Annotated in this window: 8 protein-coding genes; 5 read left to right on the plus strand and 3 right to left on the minus strand. The window is 39.6% G+C overall.

The window, feature by feature from the left end; genetic code table 11:
- Positions 1–51: 51 nt before the first annotated feature.
- A complete protein-coding gene (gene katG / locus BM073_RS14280; RefSeq protein WP_091655012.1) occupies positions 52–2,304 on the minus strand; it encodes a catalase/peroxidase HPI in 2,253 nt (750 codons plus the stop codon).
- Between the two features lie 1,758 nt (positions 2,305–4,062).
- On the opposite strand from katG, the gene BM073_RS14290 reads away from it, so the two are divergent.
- The 3 genes from BM073_RS14290 to BM073_RS14300 all read left to right on the plus strand — a co-directional run bounded on the left by BM073_RS14290 (position 4,063) and on the right by BM073_RS14300 (position 8,977).
- Positions 4,063–7,248: a TonB-dependent receptor gene (locus tag BM073_RS14290; protein ID WP_245756431.1), complete on the plus strand. Its 3,186-nt coding sequence runs from the start codon at positions 4,063–4,065 to the stop codon at positions 7,246–7,248.
- A 6-nt stretch (positions 7,249–7,254) separates the two neighbouring features.
- Positions 7,255–8,304, plus strand: a complete 1,050-nt coding sequence (locus BM073_RS14295; protein ID WP_245756432.1) for an alkaline phosphatase D family protein — start codon at positions 7,255–7,257, stop codon at positions 8,302–8,304.
- Positions 8,305–8,377: 73 nt separating this feature from the next.
- On the plus strand, positions 8,378–8,977 hold the full coding sequence (locus tag BM073_RS14300) for a Crp/Fnr family transcriptional regulator (RefSeq protein WP_091655014.1): 600 nt from the start codon (positions 8,378–8,380) through the stop codon (positions 8,975–8,977).
- 583 nt (positions 8,978–9,560) lie between these two features.
- Here the strand turns inward: BM073_RS14300 and BM073_RS14305 are convergent.
- Together BM073_RS14305 and BM073_RS14310 are read right to left on the minus strand one after the other, a co-directional pair.
- Positions 9,561–9,815 carry a hypothetical protein gene (locus BM073_RS14305; RefSeq protein ID WP_317042668.1) on the minus strand — a complete coding sequence of 85 codons (255 nt, stop codon included), beginning with the start codon at positions 9,813–9,815 and terminating at the stop codon, positions 9,561–9,563.
- 88 nt (positions 9,816–9,903) lie between these two features.
- On the minus strand, positions 9,904–11,340 hold the full coding sequence (locus BM073_RS14310; RefSeq protein ID WP_091655016.1) for an arylsulfatase: 1,437 nt from the start codon (positions 11,338–11,340) through the stop codon (positions 9,904–9,906).
- A gap of 239 nt (positions 11,341–11,579) precedes the next feature.
- Between BM073_RS14310 and BM073_RS14315 the strand changes: the two genes are divergently transcribed.
- Positions 11,580–15,605, plus strand: a complete 4,026-nt coding sequence (locus tag BM073_RS14315) for a two-component regulator propeller domain-containing protein (protein WP_091655017.1) — start codon at positions 11,580–11,582, stop codon at positions 15,603–15,605.
- A 148-nt stretch (positions 15,606–15,753) separates the two neighbouring features.
- On the plus strand, positions 15,754–18,909 hold the full coding sequence (locus tag BM073_RS14320; protein WP_091655018.1) for a SusC/RagA family TonB-linked outer membrane protein: 3,156 nt from the start codon (positions 15,754–15,756) through the stop codon (positions 18,907–18,909).
- Position 18,910: the final 1 nt, after the last annotated feature.

Below are 18,910 nucleotides of genomic sequence, written 5' to 3' on the forward strand. Positions count from 1 at the left end.
TGGAAGCTCAAAAATCACAATTTGAAGTGATTTCTGCCTCCTATCTCCCGATTAGTTTTTGTACAGTTCATGCTGCAACTCGAATCTATCCAGCATCATGACTTTATGCCAAGCATCTACAAATTGCTTTACAAATAATTCATGACCGTCAGATGCTGCGTAGGCGAGAGATAGAGTTCGCAACTGTGGATTGGAACCAAATACCAAATCAGCACGGGTTGCAGTCCACTTGGTCTTGCCACTCGCCTTGTCCTTTCCTTCAAAGGTTTCCTTCGCATCATCTGCCGGAGTCCATTTGGTGTCTATCGCTAATAGGTTGGTGAAGAAATCATTGCTCAATACTCCAACCTTATCGGTAAATACTCCATGCTTGGAGCCATCGTAATTGGCACCTAATACTCTCAACCCTCCAACCAAGGCTGTCATCTCAGGAGCAGTTAAATCCAATAATTGAGCTCTGTCAATCAACATACGCTCTGTTTCTACAGAATACTTACCTTTTCTGTAGTTGCGGAATCCGTCTAGCATTGGCTCCAATACTGCGATATTATCAACGTCTGTTTGCTCTGCACTGGCATCCATTCTGCCTGGCACAAAAGGAACAGATACCTTCACTCCAGCATCATGGGCAGCTTTCTCTACCGCTGCACAACCTGCCAATACTATTAGGTCGGCCATGGAAATCTTTTTATTTCCGGATTGCTTTCCATTAAAGTCAGATTGAATTTTTCCCAAAGTTTCTAAAACTGAAGCCAATTGCTTAGGATTGTTTACTTCCCAATTTTTCATAGGCTCTAAACGCACTCTTGCTCCATTGGCACCTCCTCTGAAATCAGTTTTTCTGAAAGTAGAAGCAGAAGCCCAAGCAGCACTTACCAAAGCGGAAATGGATTGACCTGAGGCCAAAATGTCCTTTTTCAGTTGAACGATATCCTGCTCATTTACTACTTCATGATCCAATGCTGGAACAGGGTCTTGCCAAATCAATTCCTCTTTTGGAACCTCTGGTCCGATCAAGCGATTTTTTGGACCCATATCTCTGTGAGTTAACTTGTACCAAGCACGGGCAAAAGCATCATCCAGCAAAGTGGAATCTTCTACAAATCGCTCACATATTTTTCGGTATTCCGGATCAGTGATCAAAGCAATATCCGTGGTCATCATCATCAATGGATGACGTACTCCATCCAAATGTGCATCAGGAACAGCATCTGCAGCAGCTCCACCTTTTGGTTTCCAGGCCTTTCCACCTGCAGGGCTGACAGTTTGTTCCCACTCATATTTGAATAGGTTTTCTAAATATTCATTATCCCATCGGGTAGGGTTGGAGGTCCAAGCTCCTTCAATTCCGTTGGTGGTGGTATACTGAGCATTTCCTGTTCCATTGCTGTTGATCCAGCCCAAACCCTGATGCTCTAATTCGGCAGCATTAGGTTCAGGTCCCAAATGGGATTTTGGAGAAGCGCCATGGCTTTTTCCGAAGGCATGTCCCCCTGCGATCAAGGCAACTGTTTCCTCATCATTCATCGCCATTCTGGAGAAAGTAATTCGAATCTCCTGTGCTGCTGAAATAGGATCCATATTTCCAAAAGGTCCTTCTGGATGCACATAGATTAGGGATTGTCTGGATGCTCCTAATGGATTTTCCAAATCATAATCTTCAGTACCTGGCTTTCCTGTCCAGCGCTTGTCTTGGGTGGCCATTTCTGTTTCCGGACCCCAGTATGTGCTATCATCACCTTCCCAAGAGTCCAGTCTTCCTCCTCCGAATCCGAAGGTTTTGAATCCCATTTGCTCCAAAGCGCAGTTACCCGTTAGAATGATTAAATCCGCCCAAGATAATTTTCTGCCGTATTTCTGTTTGATGGGTTCTAAAAGTCGGATAGACTTATCGATGTTTCCATTGTCTTCCCAAGAATTGAGAGGAGCAAAACGGATCAAGCCTTCGCCAGAACCTCCTCGACCATCTGCAACTCTGTAAGTTCCGGCAGCGTGCCAAGCCATACGAACCATCTGGGGACCGTAGTTGCCATAATCAGCTGGCCAAAAATCATGGGAAGTGGTCAGCATTTCTGTGATATCTTTTTTGACAGCAGCCAAATCCAGAGAAGCGAACTCCGATGGATAGTCAAAGTCAGGACCATAAGGATTTGCTTTGGATGATGGGCTGTGAAGCAACTCAACCGGAAGGCGCTTTGGCCACCAGTCAGCATTCATAGGCTTGGTGCCGATTCCACCGCCTATTCTATCGCTTTTGATTTGATTTCTGCCTCCAGAAAAGGGGCATTTGCTTTGTTCAGTCATTTTAAAAATGTTTTATGGGTTTGATATAAATGAAATTCATTTGTACATATTTTTTAACCCCGTAGAAATGATTTTGTTGTCTGTAATTTCCCAAATGGTAGAAGAGTGGGAAGAACGGTATGCGGTGCTACCCTCAAAGGGTTTTCGCTATTCGGGATTTGCAATCCCGAATCCCTATAGCAGGATTTTCAATCCGAAAAAAAATTTTTAAGTAGGATGGGGATATTTCGCCGCAGGTGTATTTCTTTATTTCAACTGTGTTTCTCTAGAGTGCCATACCTACGGCATGGAGATAGGGTAGTGCTCAATTTTGCTACCGAGCTGAAATCCCTACGGGATAAATATCTAGCCGAAGGCATGTCTTAAAAAATATCTTTTAGGTATCTTTTAATTATTTCGCTGAAGGCTTATTTCTTTTATTTCTATTGTATTTCATCCCAATCTTGCTGGCACGGTGATTTTTTTTCCAATGGAATTCCTGCGCCAGCGCTGGGGTGGTTGCGTTTTATTTTTACCCCGAGTTGCACTCGGGCCTGTCCGACACAGGCGGGGCTAATATATTGTCGCTCCTTTGGAGCTTAGATTGGGAGGTTATTTCGCCGCAGGCGTATTTCAATTTATTTCTACCATATTTCTCTAATATATCTCACCGAAGGCTTATCTTAATTATATCTTAAATATTATCTTTTTGGTTTCTTTCAAATATTTCGCCGCAGGCGTATTTCTTTTATTTCAACTGTGTTTCTCTATAGTGCCATACTTACGGCATGGAGATGGTTTTGTGCTCTATTTTGCTACCGAGCTGAAATCCCTACGGGATAAATTTGTTGCCGAAGGCATATCTTAAAAAATATCTTTCCGACAACCTCAGGTTTGGGAATATTTCGCCGCAGGCGTATTTCAATTTATTTCTACCATATTTCTCTAAAATATCTCGCCGCAGGCCTATCTTGATTATATCTTAAAAAATATCTTTCCGACAACCTCAGGTTTGGGAATATCTCGCCGCAGGCGTATTTCTTTTATTTCTACTGTATTTCTCTTAAATATCTCGCCGAAGGCATATCTTAATTATATCATAAAAATATCTTTCCGACAACCTCATGCTTGAGAATATTTCGCCGAAGGCGTATTTCTTTATTTCAATTGTATTTCGTCCAAAATCCCCCATACCCCCTTTATTCAACGAAGTCGTCCTATACTGAATTTACGTTTCCAAAGGGGGATTAGTCTCGTATCTCGCCGCAGGTGTATTTCTTTTATTTCTACTGAATTTCTTCCCAATCTTGCTGGCACGGTGATTTTTTTTTCCAATGGAATCCTTGGGCCAGCGCTAGGATGATTATGGTTCGCATTAATACCCCTGGGCTTCACCCAGGGCTAATAAATTACGCTCCTTTGGAGCTTAGATTGGGAGGTTATTTCGCCGCAGGCGTATTTCAATTTATTTCTACCATATTTCTCTAAAATATCTCGCCGCAGGCATATCTTAAAAATTATCTTTAAGGTATCTTTCAAATATTTCGCCGCAGGCATATTTTTATTTATTTCTACTGTATTTCTCTAGAAGATATTCCCTCTGTATTTATCTTCAACCATTATCATTTTATTACCTTCCTATATCCATTTTGTTAAGTCAATTTTAATTTTTTCCTTTCTTATTATCAGTTAGTTAAGCTTATTCCCTATGTTAATTTTTAACAATTTCAAGGGACAACTCTGATCTAGTTTTGGAAATCAATTCACAAAACTATCAGAATGATGATTCAAAATTTTACCAGCAAGAATTGGATAAAAGGACTTTTATCCACCTTTTTTCTCCTTGCTTTTACTTGGCAAGTGTGGGCTCAGGCCACCAACGCGTCTATCACAGGTGTCGTCAAGGACGATCAGGGGCTACCTTTAATTGGTGCTACGGTGCAGGTTGAAAATCAATCAACGGGTTTCAAGGCTTATTCCATTACTACAGAGTCGGGAGCATTTAATTTTCAGCAACTACCATTGGGCAAACCATACACAGTGACCGTAAGCTTCATTGGATACAATACTAAATCCAGAACAGGATATGAACTAAATCAAGGCGATAGAATCAATTTGGATTTTAAACTTGATATGGGGTCCACGGAGCTTTCAGAAGTGATAGTTTCCGGTAATAATCTGGATAATGAGATTGAAAAACTGGGAGGAATTACCTCCATCAATTCAACTCAGATCAAAAACCTTCCAACTGAGGGAAGAAACTTCACAAACCTGACTGCTTTATCTCCCCTTCAAGGTGGTGGAAATAATAATTTGGCAGGTCAAAGATCCACAGGAACCAATATCACTGTGGACGGAGTAAATGCCAGAAATCAATTAACCAATGGGGAAATAGGGAGAGGCCCCTATACCGTTTCGATAGAGGCAATCCGCGAATTTGAGGTTGTGACTAATAGCTACGATGTTACCCAGGGAAGGCAGGCTGGTGGTGCCCTGAATGCGGTGACGAAAGCAGGTACCAATGAGCTCTCAGGTTCTGCATTTCTTTACCATAGAAATGACCGCTTGGCGAGTCAATTTGATATCAGAGGGAATGATAGAGAACAGGATTTCTACAATTCGCAATGGGGGTTTAGTTTAGGAGGGCCCATTATCAAAAACAAAGCTCATTTCTTCGTGACCTTTGATAGGCAAGATGCTGGAGAACCTGTATTCATTACTGACATTAATTCTGCAGATGATGAAAGAAGACTGGGAGTAACCAGGGATACACTTCAGAAAGCACTGGATATTGTCAGAAGACTTTATGGAGTTTCAGACTTACAGCAGGTAGGAGAGTTTGGAAGAAAAACAGTAGCTAATACCATTTTTGCAAGAGTTGATTGGCAACTCAATGACAGAAATAAATTAACCATTAGGAATAATTATACAGACTGGAAAAATCCTTTGAGTGTGAGTGACAACTCAAATATCAATATAGCTGAGGTTTATGGAGATTTTGAGTCAAGGGAAAATTCATTTTTGGCCTCCTTAAGATCGGTTGTAAATCCAACTACAACCAATGAATTAAAACTCCAATATCAACATGCAGAAAGAGCGTTTTTCCCAAATGCTCAATTACCTGTAAGTAATATTCCTAGAGGTATTGTAAGAATTACCTCTCCATTCCCAACAGAGTCTAATCCTAATGCTACTCAAACCCGAACCTTTCAATTTGGGGGGCAACGATTCATCCCGGAAACCAACCTGGAAAACCAGCTTCACTTGGTAAATACTACCTACATGACCAAAGGAAAATACCAATTGACTTTTGGAACCGATAACATGTTTACCTATCTGGAAACCCTACTTTCAAATGAGCAGAATGGGAGATTTTTCTTTGATAATCTACAGGACCTGGAAAATATGAAGCCAAGTCGTTTTGCGAGAGAAGTACCACTTAAAGGTTTGCCAATTGTCAAGCAAACAGTATTGGATTTATCAGCATTTGCTCAGGTGGAGTTTGAAGCTTTTAAAAATGTCCAAACGGTTTTTGGGATTCGTTATGACGTGACTGCCTTTATGAATGGAGCAGCTTATAATCCTACTTTAGAAAATGAATTGGGTATAGATTCCTCAGTAAAACCAGCAGATTGGAATAATATACAACCTAGGTTGCAAATGACTTGGAATGTAGGCGGGAAAAATAAGGATATCCTGAAATTTGGAGCTGGTCTTTTCTCTGCTCAACCCCATTATTATGCGCAGGTAAACAACATTCAAAACTCAGGAGTAATGCTAGCAGCTGTAGACGTAACAGGAGATTTGGTTCCTACTCCCGATTTCAATAGCTATAGAAATGATCCTTCAACAGTACCGGGAGTACCAGAAGGAGCCCAGACTATTTCCACTATCAATGCTGTTGCTTCTGACTTTCAAGTGCCTAGTACATTCAAGGCTAACTTGAATTACAATAAATATTTGAATGATAGGGTACGGGTAGGTTTAAATTTACTTTATACCAGAACTTTCAATAACTATGTGTACTTAGAAAGAAATTTGGTAGATGAGCCCTATTTCCGACTTTCCTATGAAGCCAATAGGGGAGTTTTTGTACCGGCGAATACCATAACTAACCGGGGTCAAACTGATTGGTTGAATTCCAGAAAAAGTGAAAACCTAGGTCGGGTATTGGAGCTTAATTCAGATGGCTTAGCTTACCAATATGCCCTTGTACTTGATTTAGGTACACGAATAGGGAAAGATGGTTACCTGAATGCTAGCTATACTTTCAATCAAGCAAGAGATAATTCATCCTACAATTGTTGCGTGGCAAATACCTCCACTTTCTTGCCTGTAGTAGATGATTCGAGGGCTTTGAATTGGGCCTATTCTGATTATCACTTCAAAGATAAGCTTGTGATCAATGCTGCTTCCCCAACCTGGAAAGGCTTTGTATTTGGTGCTTCTTTGATTGGAATTGGAGGGACTAGATATAGTTTCCTGGTAACCAATGGGAGTTTGCAGGGTGATTTTCCACTGAATAATGCACTTGCCTATGTTTTTGACCCTAATGATCCTTCGACTCCTGAAAATATCAGGCAAGGGATAAATGGAATCTTGGAAGATCCCAATACCTCAGAATCTACCAAAAAATATTTAAGAGAGTCTTTTGGGAAAGTTGCCGAAAGAAATGGTGGGGAAAACCCCTTCGCTGCAACTTTGGATTTGAGGATATTAAAACAAATTAAAATTATCAATCAGCAAAGACTGGAGCTCTCGGCGGATATTTTCAACTTTGCTAATATGCTTAATAGGGAATGGGGAGTAGATAATAATCTTAGTAGATCAAGAAATTTATTGAGAATACAGGGTTTTGATCAAGCTACACAAAACTACATTTACAATGTGGAAAGTGGAGTAGGAACTCAACCGATCAATGGTACTCCGTGGAGGGTACAAGTAGGACTTAGATATTCATTTTAAAATTTGATGATGAACAAAATACAATTAAGAATCACGGGAGCGATTTTGCTCCCAGTTCTCCTTTTTGCTTGCGAGACAAAAAAAGAAAATGTCGTTGCCGAATTTCAGGAAGAGCCCCTTACTACCATTGCATTTGGCTCTTGCAATAGACAGGATAGAGATCAGCCCCTTTGGGATCCTATCATTTCTCATCAACCTGACTTGTTTATTTGGTTGGGAGATAATATTTATGGGGATACAGATTCGATGCAGGTATTGAAGGCAAAATATGAGCTTCAAAATAGCAATCCAGGTTACCAAAGGCTAAAAGCTCAAAGTCCGATAATAGGAATTTGGGATGATCATGATTTTGGAAGAAATGATGCAGGAACGGAATATCCCCATAAAAAGGAAAGCAGGGATTTGATGTTTGAATTTTTGGACTTACCAAAAAGCAATCCGGCCTGGAATAGAGAGGGTGCTTATAATTCCTTCACTTACGGGCCGAAAGGCAAGCAAGTGAAGGTAATCCTGCTGGATGCTCGTTATTTTAGAGACAGCCTAATAATGGAAGACCGGGTGTATTTACCAAATGAATCCGGCACTGTATTGGGAGAAGAGCAGTGGGCTTGGTTGGAAAATGAGCTTAAGGAAAATCAGGCTCAGGTAACCCTGATTGGTTCGGGGATCCAAATGCTTCCAAGAGATCACCAATTCGAAAAGTGGGCTAATTTTCCATATGAAAGAGAAAGATTGCTGAACATGCTAAAAAAACACCGGGTTCAGGGAGCGATTTTATTAAGTGGAGATCGCCACATCGCTGAAATTTCACAGATTGAATTGGAGGGGATTGAGCATCCTATTTATGAAGTTACCTCTAGTGGGCTAACCCATACATGGAGAGAATATAGAGAAGAACCCAATCGCTACCGGGTAGGAGAAATGATTGCAAAATTAAATTTTGGCATTATTAATCTGGACTGGAAAGAAAAGGAAGTGAATGTCACTTTGGAGGTGAGGGGAAGAGAAGATTCCTTGTTTTTAACACAAAATTTACGTCTTCCATTGTCAATGTGAAGTTGACGTTAATCCAATATTATATTCTTTAGAAGGCATTGAAAATGGGCTAAAATTCCTCCAACTTCAACATATGATTGCGGAAGGAAAGGATTTTGGCCCATTTGATTTTTTGGCAGAAAAGGACGCAGATTTTTCTGCCCGATTTATGGAAGAACTTTTTGTGGAAAAGGGCATAAGCCTCTATCGACCTCCTGAAAAGATTACACCGATTTACCAAATAAAAAGTGGCTTGGTGAAAATTGGAGGGTACTCGGAGGATGGAAGAGAGGTTTGTTACGATGTATTGAAAGAAGGAGAATTTTTTGGGAATTTGAGATATCTGGATGGACAGTTTTCAGAGTTTGCCAAAGTATTGACGCCAGTTTATCTGAGGAAATTTGATTCAGATTATTTCAAGTATTTGATAGTTCACGAACCCGAAGTTTCCGATTGGTTTAATAAACAAGTTGTAAAAAGATGGTGCCGCGCTGAGGAAAGATTATTTGCAATCAGAAGTTTAAGCCCAGAGGAGAGAGTCAATAGGATTTGTAAATATTATAGTCAAGAGATTGTCATCGGTCAGGGGAGAAAAGTCAAAGCGATTCAAGTGATTTCTATTCAGGATATTGCGGATTTGACAGGCTTAACCCGGCAAACAGCTTCCAAAATCTTGAAAAGTATTCAATTATAAGTGAAGTGATTATATTGTTTAATTCCCAGCTATCAGCTATTCGGGATTTGTAATCCCGAATCCCTATTATAGGATTTTCAATCCGATGAAATATTTAAGAAGGATGGGAATATTTCGCCGCAGGCGTATTTCTTTTATTTCTATTGTATTTCATCCAAAAATCCCCCTAACCCCCTTTGATCAATGAAGTCGTCCTATATTGAATTTACGTTTCCAAAGGGGGATTTGTCTCGTATCTCGCCGCAGGTGTATTTCTTTTATTTCTACTGAATTTCTTCCCAATCTTGCTGGCACTGTGATTTTTTTTTTCAATGGAATTCTTGGGCCAGCGCTGGGATGATTATGGTTCGCATTAATACCCCTGGGCTTCACCCAGGGCTAATAAATTACGCTCCTTTGGAGCTTAGATTGGGAGGTTATTTCCCCCAGGCCTTTTTCCAATTATTTCCACCATATTTCTCTAAAATATCTCGCCGAAGGCATATCTTAAAAATTATCTTTTAGGGATCTTTAAATTATTTCGCCGCAGGCGTATTTCTTTTATTTCTACCGTATTTCTTTTATTAAGTATTTCTTTAAAAAATCAAGCTACCCTTGACTCTGAATGTAGGTCATAGGCAGCAACTAATAATTGTCTGCCGGGAGATTCTCCATATCGCTCATAATTATTGATTTCGCCTCTTTTCTCTGCATAAATGGGAAGGTATTTTTCATCCATTTCATCCCAAAAAACCAGCAAGTAAGAATAAGAAATCATACTCTCCCTTCCTTTTTCCATCCAGGTATTAAAAAGTTGTTCATCCAATGCACAGGGATAGTCGGGACTATCAAACATCATAAGCTATTCTTCTAAAATTTTCCGCAAGATAAGCATTCCAAAAATCGGAAAATCTCTTGATGGAACAGAATTTATACAACTTATTAAATCACTTTTCTCCTGGGAAAAGTTGAAAGACAGGATTGATTGTTCTTGCCTGACTCAAATCTTGCATCAACTCTCTGACAATTTCTGGATATTTTTCAGCCAGATTGTATTTCTCCTCTGGGTCAGTTTCCAAATCATATAACTCCAATGCTGCATCTGGATTTTTCTGCAGACCTGTTCTAACTCCCTTCCAATTTCCTTTTCGAATCGCCTGTTTGCCTCCCTGTTCGATAAATTCCCAATACAAATACTCATGTGTATTCTGTTTTCCCTGATTGATGAGTGTAGGGAACATTGACACACCATCTGTTTCCTGATCCAACTGAATTCCCAGCATTGCTGAAAAGGTGGGTAAAAAATCCCAAAATGCTGAAGCATGCTCACTGACTCTCCCTCCCGAAATCACAGAAGGCCATCTCATAATTAAGGGAACTCGAATTCCTCCTTCATTAAGGTCTCTTTTGAATCCCCTGAATGGGCCATTGCTATTAAAAAATTCCGGATCATGCCCTCCTTCCAAATGAGGCCCGTTGTCTGTTGTGAAAATGATCAGCGTATTTTCATCCAGTCCACGCTCTTTCAGTAACTGTACGATTTCTCCTATTTGCAAATCCATTTCCTCCATCATTGCGGTAAATGTTGCTCTGGGGTATGGATTGGACTGATAGCCACCTAAATTCATTTCAGGGCCGTAATCCCCTCCTTTACCAGCTATATGGGCTTTTTCAGGTCCAAATTTCTGATGGTATTTTTCAACTCTTGCATCAGAGGAAGCTGCCAGTTCTGCATGAGGAATGATCAAAGGGATATATAAAAAGAAGGGTTTACCAGAATCTTGCTTCTTGATGAAATTCAATGCCTCTTGATGGATCAGATCTGGAGCATAGGTGTTTTTCTCCGTCCAATCATTGCCTTCCAGAAATAGCTTCTCCCCGTTTTTCCACAAGTATTCTGGATAATAGCGATGAGCCAATCGCTGACAGTTGTATCCGAAAAACTCATCGATCCCTTGGTTTTCGGGTGAGCCACTGCTCTCAGGAAAGCCTAATCCCCATTTGCCGAATGCAGCCGTGGTATAACCTGCTTGTTTGAAAAGTTTGGGAATGGTCATCAAGGAATCCGGAAGTGGATATTGTCCTTCAGGCTGCATTTCTTTATTGCCACGGATTGGAGTATGACCAGTATGTAGTCCTGTCAAAAAAGCTGAACGACTGGGAGCGCAGACAGTAGATCCAGCATAATGTTGGGTAAATAGGATTCCATCCTTTGCCAATTGGTCAATATTGGGAGTTTGGAATTTTTCCTGACCTGTGATTCCCAAGTCTCCATAACCCATGTCATCTGCCAAAATAAAAATAACATTGGGTCTCTTAGATTGAGCAGATGCTAATAAATTAATTAGAAATAGAAAAAGCCAAAAGGATAATTTCTTGCACATAGTTTTTAGAGTATATAATGAAACTATAAAAGATTGAATAATAAGCCTAAACCGCCCGCCACATTTAGATAGTATTTGAACGATTTATACCCCCGCTTGCTCAATTTCACCCCAGCTTTCCTTAAAGATCAAGCTAATTTGTGCTAATTCTTTTCATTAAAACCTAAAGCTTATCAGAATGATATTAGCAAAGGATTTTAAATCAAAAAGAATAAATTGCTTTAACAAACCCAAAATAAATGAGACCACTACTGCTGTTACTAGTGGCTTCAATGATGCTGCATCAAACTTTTGCAATGCAGATTGAGCCTTCCCAAGAGGAGTTTTCGATTGATGTGTTGAATGTCCGGAGGGGATTACTGAGCAACTTTGTCACCAAGGTTGTATCAGATGAAAACAATTTGAAATTTTTCGCGACCGAGGGAGGGATTTCCAAGTTTGACGGATACAACTTCACTGATTTTAGACCTGGAGAGGAATATCCCGGACTGGAAAATGAAAACATAGAAATACTTTTTAAAGATGGGGCCAATAAAATTTGGATTGGCACCAAAGAAGGTGGCCTTTCTGTAATGGATTCCAAGAAAAATACGATTCGAAATATGAATCATGTTTTTTCATCCCTGACCACTAAAAAACTCCGGGTGATCTCAATTCAGCAAGATGGGAACGGCTACATCTGGGCGGGTACCTGGAGTAGTGGCCTATTTGTATTGGACCCTTTAAATGAAAAACTTATCCAGCACTTTGCTACCGACCAGCCTATCTACAATGTTATCCGAGATAAATATGATAATATCTGGTTTATAGCAGGAAAGGAACTTAACAAATTTGATCCTTCAGAAAGTCGAAGAATCAGGTTTCAAACCAAAAACATTTATTTCAATTTAACTGAGGACGTCAAGCGTAATAAGATTTGGCTGGTGGGCAATAAAGGAAAAAATGTTTTCTTGGCAAGTTTTGATTACGAACTCCAAAGTCTTAGCGAGGAGCTTCTGCCCATTCAAGCTACTTATGTTAAAAGTTTGGCCATAGATCAAAAAAATAGAATATGGATAGGAAGTTGGGGGGACGGGCTTTTTATAAGTGATCAGGATGCCAAGAATTTCAGAAAAATCAATACAAATCCTCAGGGTGCAGGTTTTGATAATATTAATTACTCCATCATCGTAAGTATTGATATAGATGAAAATGGGATAGCTTGGTTGGGTACATCTCATGGTGGAGTCCTGATTTTGTATCCGAATAAAGGATTCGAAATCTCAAGAAATGTGGCTTTGGAGAATATCCCGGACCATAATATCACTGCATTTTATAAGGACAGTAAGGGTTTTTTATATAAAGGGACTTTGACAGAAGGTGTCTTTTCCAATCAAGGGAAGTCGAACTTTTCAAGATTGAGTCAAGTCCTTCCCAGCCGAATCAACTGTTTCTTTGAAAAAGGAAATGATATATATGTTGGAACAGGTCAGGGGCTATATATTTTCAGGAATAGAAATTTTGCGCAACCTGAGAGGCACTTCGAAAATCAAAAAATCACCGCAATCCTTGTTGATACGAAAGATAGGCTGTGGTTGGGTACTCAGCAGTTGGGATTGAAAATGATTCATTCAACCAAAAAACTGGATGCTGAAAAATGGATTGTTTTTTCTGAAACCAATGCTGAACATCCTTTGTCCAACAATAGAATAAGCCAGATCAAAGAATCCAAAAACGGGGAGATTTGGATAGGGACTTATTCCGGGATCAATAAGTATGATGAGAAAAGCGGGAACTTCCTTCCGCAAGATAAATTGCTGAGCTCCTCCCTTTCACCCAGTATCATCAATGATTTATACCTGCAAGACAATCTAATTTATTTGGGTACACCGAAAGGACTGATCATTTTAAAGAAAGAAGGTCAGTTGCTGGATTTAGTACATTCATTTGACAGGAAATCAGGTCTTACCAATGATTTTATCTGTGCCTTGGAAGAAGATAGATCCGGAAATCTCTGGATTTCCACCACTACTTCATTGACGAAATATAATCCAGCTCAAAAATCCTTTATCAACTATGACAGAGAAGATGGGGTGATGATTAATTCATTTCACATCGGATCTTCTTTTCAAGATGCAAATGGGCTTTTGTATTTCGGAGGCTCTAATGGTTTGATTTCATTTGACCCATCTAAAATATCTGAAAGTATAGAGGTTCCCGAAGTAGTGTTAACCAAGCTCATTGTCAACAACAAAACTTTGAATGTGGGTGATGAAGTGGATGGGAAGATCATTTTGGAAAACTCTATAGAAAACACGGAGTCAATTGAATTGGATTACAGTCAAAATCACCTTTCACTGATGTTTACCGTGAATGACTATTTAGGAGCAGATAATATTTTTTACTCCTACAAACTGAAAGGACTTCAGGATGAATGGGTGAATCTTGGAGCCAATAATCAAATCAGTTTTACCGGATTAAGATGGGGTGATTATGAATTATTGCTCAGAGCCAGTAGAAATAATCAGGACTGGAGTCCGGAAAGGAGTTTATTCATTCAAATCGACACTCCTCCCTGGCTGACTTGGTGGGCATTTCTAGGGTATTTTCTACTTACTGTCGGAATATTGTTTTTGATTCGTTATGTATCAGCAAGGCAGGCTAGATTGGAAGCTGAGCTTCGCATCATCCAAATTGAAAAAGAAAAGGAGCATGAATTAAGCGAAGCTAAGATTACCTTTTTCACCAATATTTCCCATGAATTCCGCACCCCCTTAACATTGATCCTGAGTCCGATTACAGAGCTTCTCAGCAATTTCGAATTGAAAGAAACGGTAAAAGAAAAACTGCTCTTGGTAGAGTCAAACGGAAAGCGAATGCTGGGTTTGATCAATCAATTACTGGACTTTAGAAAATCCGAACATGGTCTTTTAAAATTGAATCCAACCAGGTCAGATTTTGTAGATTTTGCAAAAGAGGTGTATCTCAGCTTTAAAAGCCTTGCCATCAAAAAGCAAATTAATTACCATTTTGAAAGCGATTTGGATCAGTTGAATTTGGATTTCGATAGATCTCAAATGGAAATTGTCCTTTGTAACCTCCTTTCGAATGCCTTTAAGTACACCAAAGATGGTGGAGAGATTAGTTTGGAGTTGACCAAAAATTCTGATTCAATCAAAGTAAGTGTCAGAGATAATGGAATCGGCATGAGTTATCAGGAGTCTAAACTGGTATTTGATAGATTTTATCAAGTTCAGAATGCAGAGACCTCTAATCTGGTCGGAAGTGGGATTGGATTGGCATTTTCCAAAAATATTGTGGATCTGCATCATGGAAAAATCGACTTGGATTCTGAGCCAGGAGTCGGAACTTGTATTTTCTTCTCCTTACCACTCAATGTAGATCTTTCTGAAATTAAGGAAGAGGCTCCTGATTCTAAAATTGCTACAGAGAAGGTATTAGACTTGGACTTCGAGCATAAAGATGTTCTCAAGATTGATCAGGAAGGGAAAGAAATCAGTATTCTCATTGCTGATGACAATGAAGATATTCGGGTCTATCTGCGATCCCTTCTGAGTGAGGAATACCATATTTGGGAAGCTGAAGATGGGGAGCAGGCTTTGGCTATGATTCAGAAGGAAATGCCAGACTTGGTGATTTCAGATGTGATGATGCCTAAAATGGACGGGATCAAACTCTGTCATGAAATCAAAAATCAAATCAATATTTCCCATATTCCAGTAATCCTATTGACAGCCCGGACATCCATTGCTTACGAAATGGATGGCTTGCAGACAGGTGCAGAGGATTACATTACCAAGCCATTTAATCCCGGTATAGTCAAAACTCGGGTTAAGAATATTCTGGAAAACAGGAAAAAACTTCGGGAATACTTTTTAAATAAAGTTCGCTTTGAACCGGATTCCAAAGAAGTTGTGGAGCATGATTTGGATGCGCAGTTTATTGAAAAAGCCATTTCTTTGGTTAATGCCAATTTACTCAATGAGGAGTTTGGAATTGAAACCATGGTAGATGAACTCTGCATGAGTCAGTCTACTCTCTTTAGAAAAATAAAATCCCTCACAGGCCTATCTATTACTGCATTCATTCGCTCTGTCAAATTGAAAAAAGCGGCTCAATTGATTTTGCAAACAGACTACAAACTCAGTCAGGTTGCCTATGAAGTTGGCTTTAATGATTACAAACACTTCAAGAAATCCTTTCAGCAGCAGTTTGGTTGTCTCCCTTCGGATTACAAATCACTCATTCTCCAAAAAGCCGAATAAAACCCTTTCAAAAGCATCCAATAGGGTGCTTTTTTTAATGATTGAATGATTTGTCCACTGACTTGAATGATTCATACCCCTTATATATGGAGATGAAAATCAAAATTTGGATAAGTTTTAATTAGTAATAACCCAAAATTTTCCTTTCATGGATAGAAATTCTACAGATGATCTCTCAAAGAATAAGAGATCTGGAATAGGGCTTATTTTAAGGAATTGCCTGCTGGTGCTGGGGCTTTTTCTCATAAGCTTCTCAGCAACGATAGCCAGACAGAGTGCCAAATCAGTGTCTGGTACAGTAATCTCAGTATCCGATAATTCTCCTATCCCAGGAGTTGTTGTCTTAGTTAAAGGAACCAATCAGGGAACTGTCACGGATTTGGATGGGAAGTTTTCCATCAATGTGCCTTCATCAGAATCAGTTTTAGTTTTTAGTCTGATAGGATTCAATACTCAAGAAATTCAAGTTGGAAACCAGTCAGTAATCAATTTAGCGTTAGCTGAATCAGAATCCCTCTTGGAAGAAGTGGTTGTTGTTGGCTATGGTGAACAGAAAAAACTCAACTTAACCGGCTCTGTAGAAACAGTGAGGTTTGATGAGGCAGTGAACCAGCCTGTAACCAACTCTGCACAGTTGATGTACGGTAAATTTGCAGGAGTTCAGTTAACTCAGTCCACAGGACTTCCTGGTGCAGATGGATCTGCAATTATCATTCGTGGGATTGGAACTTTCGGTGGAACCAATCCTTTGGTTGTGATTGACAACATCCAATACGAAGGACTAGCGGAATTTAATAATCTAGCTCCATCTGATATTGAAAGTATTTCAGTGCTTAAGGATGCTTCCGCTTCCGCAATTTATGGTGCAAGAGGAGCTAATGGAGTACTAGTTGTGACCACCAAAAAAGGATCCAAGGGTAAATTCTCTGTGGATTACAATAATTACTTTGGAGTTCAGCAAGTTACAGTTGTTCCTGAATATTTGGATGCTGTAAACTATGCATTATTAAAAAATGAGAGAGACCGAAATGTGAATGGTCAAAACTCTCCGATGAGATTTTCTGAAGCTGATATTCAAGCTATCAGAAATGGAACAAATCCTGATCAGTTTGCTAACACCAACTGGGCTGATGTGGCTCTTCGGGATGCACCAATTCAAAATCATTACCTCTCTTTTACAGGAGGAACTGATAGAACTTCATTCAGAGTCTCTCTAGGCTATTTGAACCAGGAAGCAGTAGTAAGAGGAAAGTTTAAATCAGATAGATATAATCTGGGAATTAACCTCTCTGTAAATGCCAATGACTGGTTAACCTTAACCAATGTAACCAATGCTTATTGGTCCAGATTTGTAGGGCCAAGTGGCGGTGCAGGTGCGATTACTGGGGAAACAGGTATCATCAATCAGTTTCAGCGATCTTCCCCAACAGTACCGGTAAGATATTCTAATGGAGAACTGGGTGTAGTTGATGGAGCATATCAAAATGTAAACTTTTCTTACCCAATTAATAATGTTTTGTTAACCGGTAACTTTGGGGACTTTAGTAATGATAATATCAACATCAGTGAGCGAATTGGTTTAAAAGCAAAGATTAGTAAAAAGCTAACTTTTGAAACCAGTGGTAGTGCAATCATCAATTTTGCCAATATTTCGAATTTCCGCCCTACCAATATTTTAAGAGATTGGGAAGGAGAAGTAGTACTTCAAAATGATCTGAACGATCTGAATAATAATCTGAATTTTAATTACAGGTTATTGAATGAGAATATTTTCCGCTATTCAACCAGTCTGAATGAAGTCCATAATTTCGATTTTATGCTGGGTCATTCTGTGATCTATGATAAAGCGGATGGGTTCTCCGGTTCGCTACAGGGCTTCCCATCTGACGCAATTCAGGAATTCAATGGTGGAGGTGTAATCAACCCTTCAGTAAGTGGAGGAGCATCTGAAGAAGCTTGGCAGTCATTTTTTGGAAGAGTGAATTACAATTACAATGAAAAGTATCTTTTTGAAGCTAATGTGAGAAGAGATGGTTCTTCCAAATTTGGTCCAACGAATAGATATGGAACATTCCCTTCTGTATCTGCAGGATGGAATATTGGAAGAGAAGGTTTCTTGGCAGGATCTGAAGTTTTGGCTGATTTGAAATTGAGAGCCAGCTGGGGAATTAGTGGTAATGACCGGATTGGGAATTACATCTATGAGCAAACCTACAACACTGGATTAGATTATCATTTGGGTGTAGATGGCATTGTGCCAGCGGTTGCTTTAACTTCATTGGCCAACCCATTTATTACCTGGGAGACCATCGAACAATTTGATATAGGTGTGGATGCAGCTCTTTTTGCCAATAAATTGAATGTGACGGCAGATTATTTTAAAAGAATAAGCTCTGATATTCTCTATACCAATTTTCCAATTCCAAATACTATTGGAGTAACCAATTTGGCTGCTCAAAATGCAGCAGGCATGGAAAACAGCGGAATTGAATTAGGAATAAATTATAGAGAGACAATTGGGAAATTGAAAATGAATATCTCTGCCAACGTCACGAAGATGGCAGATAATAAGGTGACTGATTTAGGTCCTGGAGGAGAGGAAACCATCAGTGGTAATACGATTATTCGAATCGGAGCTCCTTTCAATTCTTACTTTGGATATCAAGTGCTTGGAGTTTTCCAAACACAAGAGGAGGTTGATAATGCACCACAGCAATTTGGCAGTAACCTGACAAGACCGGGGGACTTGAAATACGCTGATATTTCCGGACCTGATGGAGAGCCAGATGGCGTTGTCAATGCATTTGACAGAACTATCATTGGAAATCCATTCCCGAAATGGATCTATGGTTTCAATGCCGGATTTCAAATGTCTGGTTTTGACCTGAACTTAGTATTTCAAGGAGTAGGAAGAATCGATAGATATTTGGACGGCAATGGTCAAACCCCAATGGAGGGAGACAGAAACAATGCATTAGCCTATTGGATAGACAGATGGACACCTGAAAATCCTTCCGAAACTCTTCCAAGATTAGGAGGGGTGAATAATGCCGTTACTTCCTCTTTCTACGTGCAGGATATGTCTTATTTGAGACTTCGAAATATAGAATTGGGTTATACTTTACCTGCTGATTTTTCGAAAATTGCGCTTTTACAAAAAGCCAGAATCTTCGTGAGTGGTCAGAACTTGTTGACTTTCACCAAAGTCAAAAACTTTGATCCGGAAAGACAAAGAGGTGGTAACACAGATCAAACCACCCCGCTTTACAAAGTCGTTTCCGCAGGTGTCAACTTTAAATTTTAAT

Source organism: Algoriphagus ornithinivorans, assembly GCF_900115305.1.
Classification (GTDB): domain Bacteria; phylum Bacteroidota; class Bacteroidia; order Cytophagales; family Cyclobacteriaceae; genus Algoriphagus; species Algoriphagus ornithinivorans.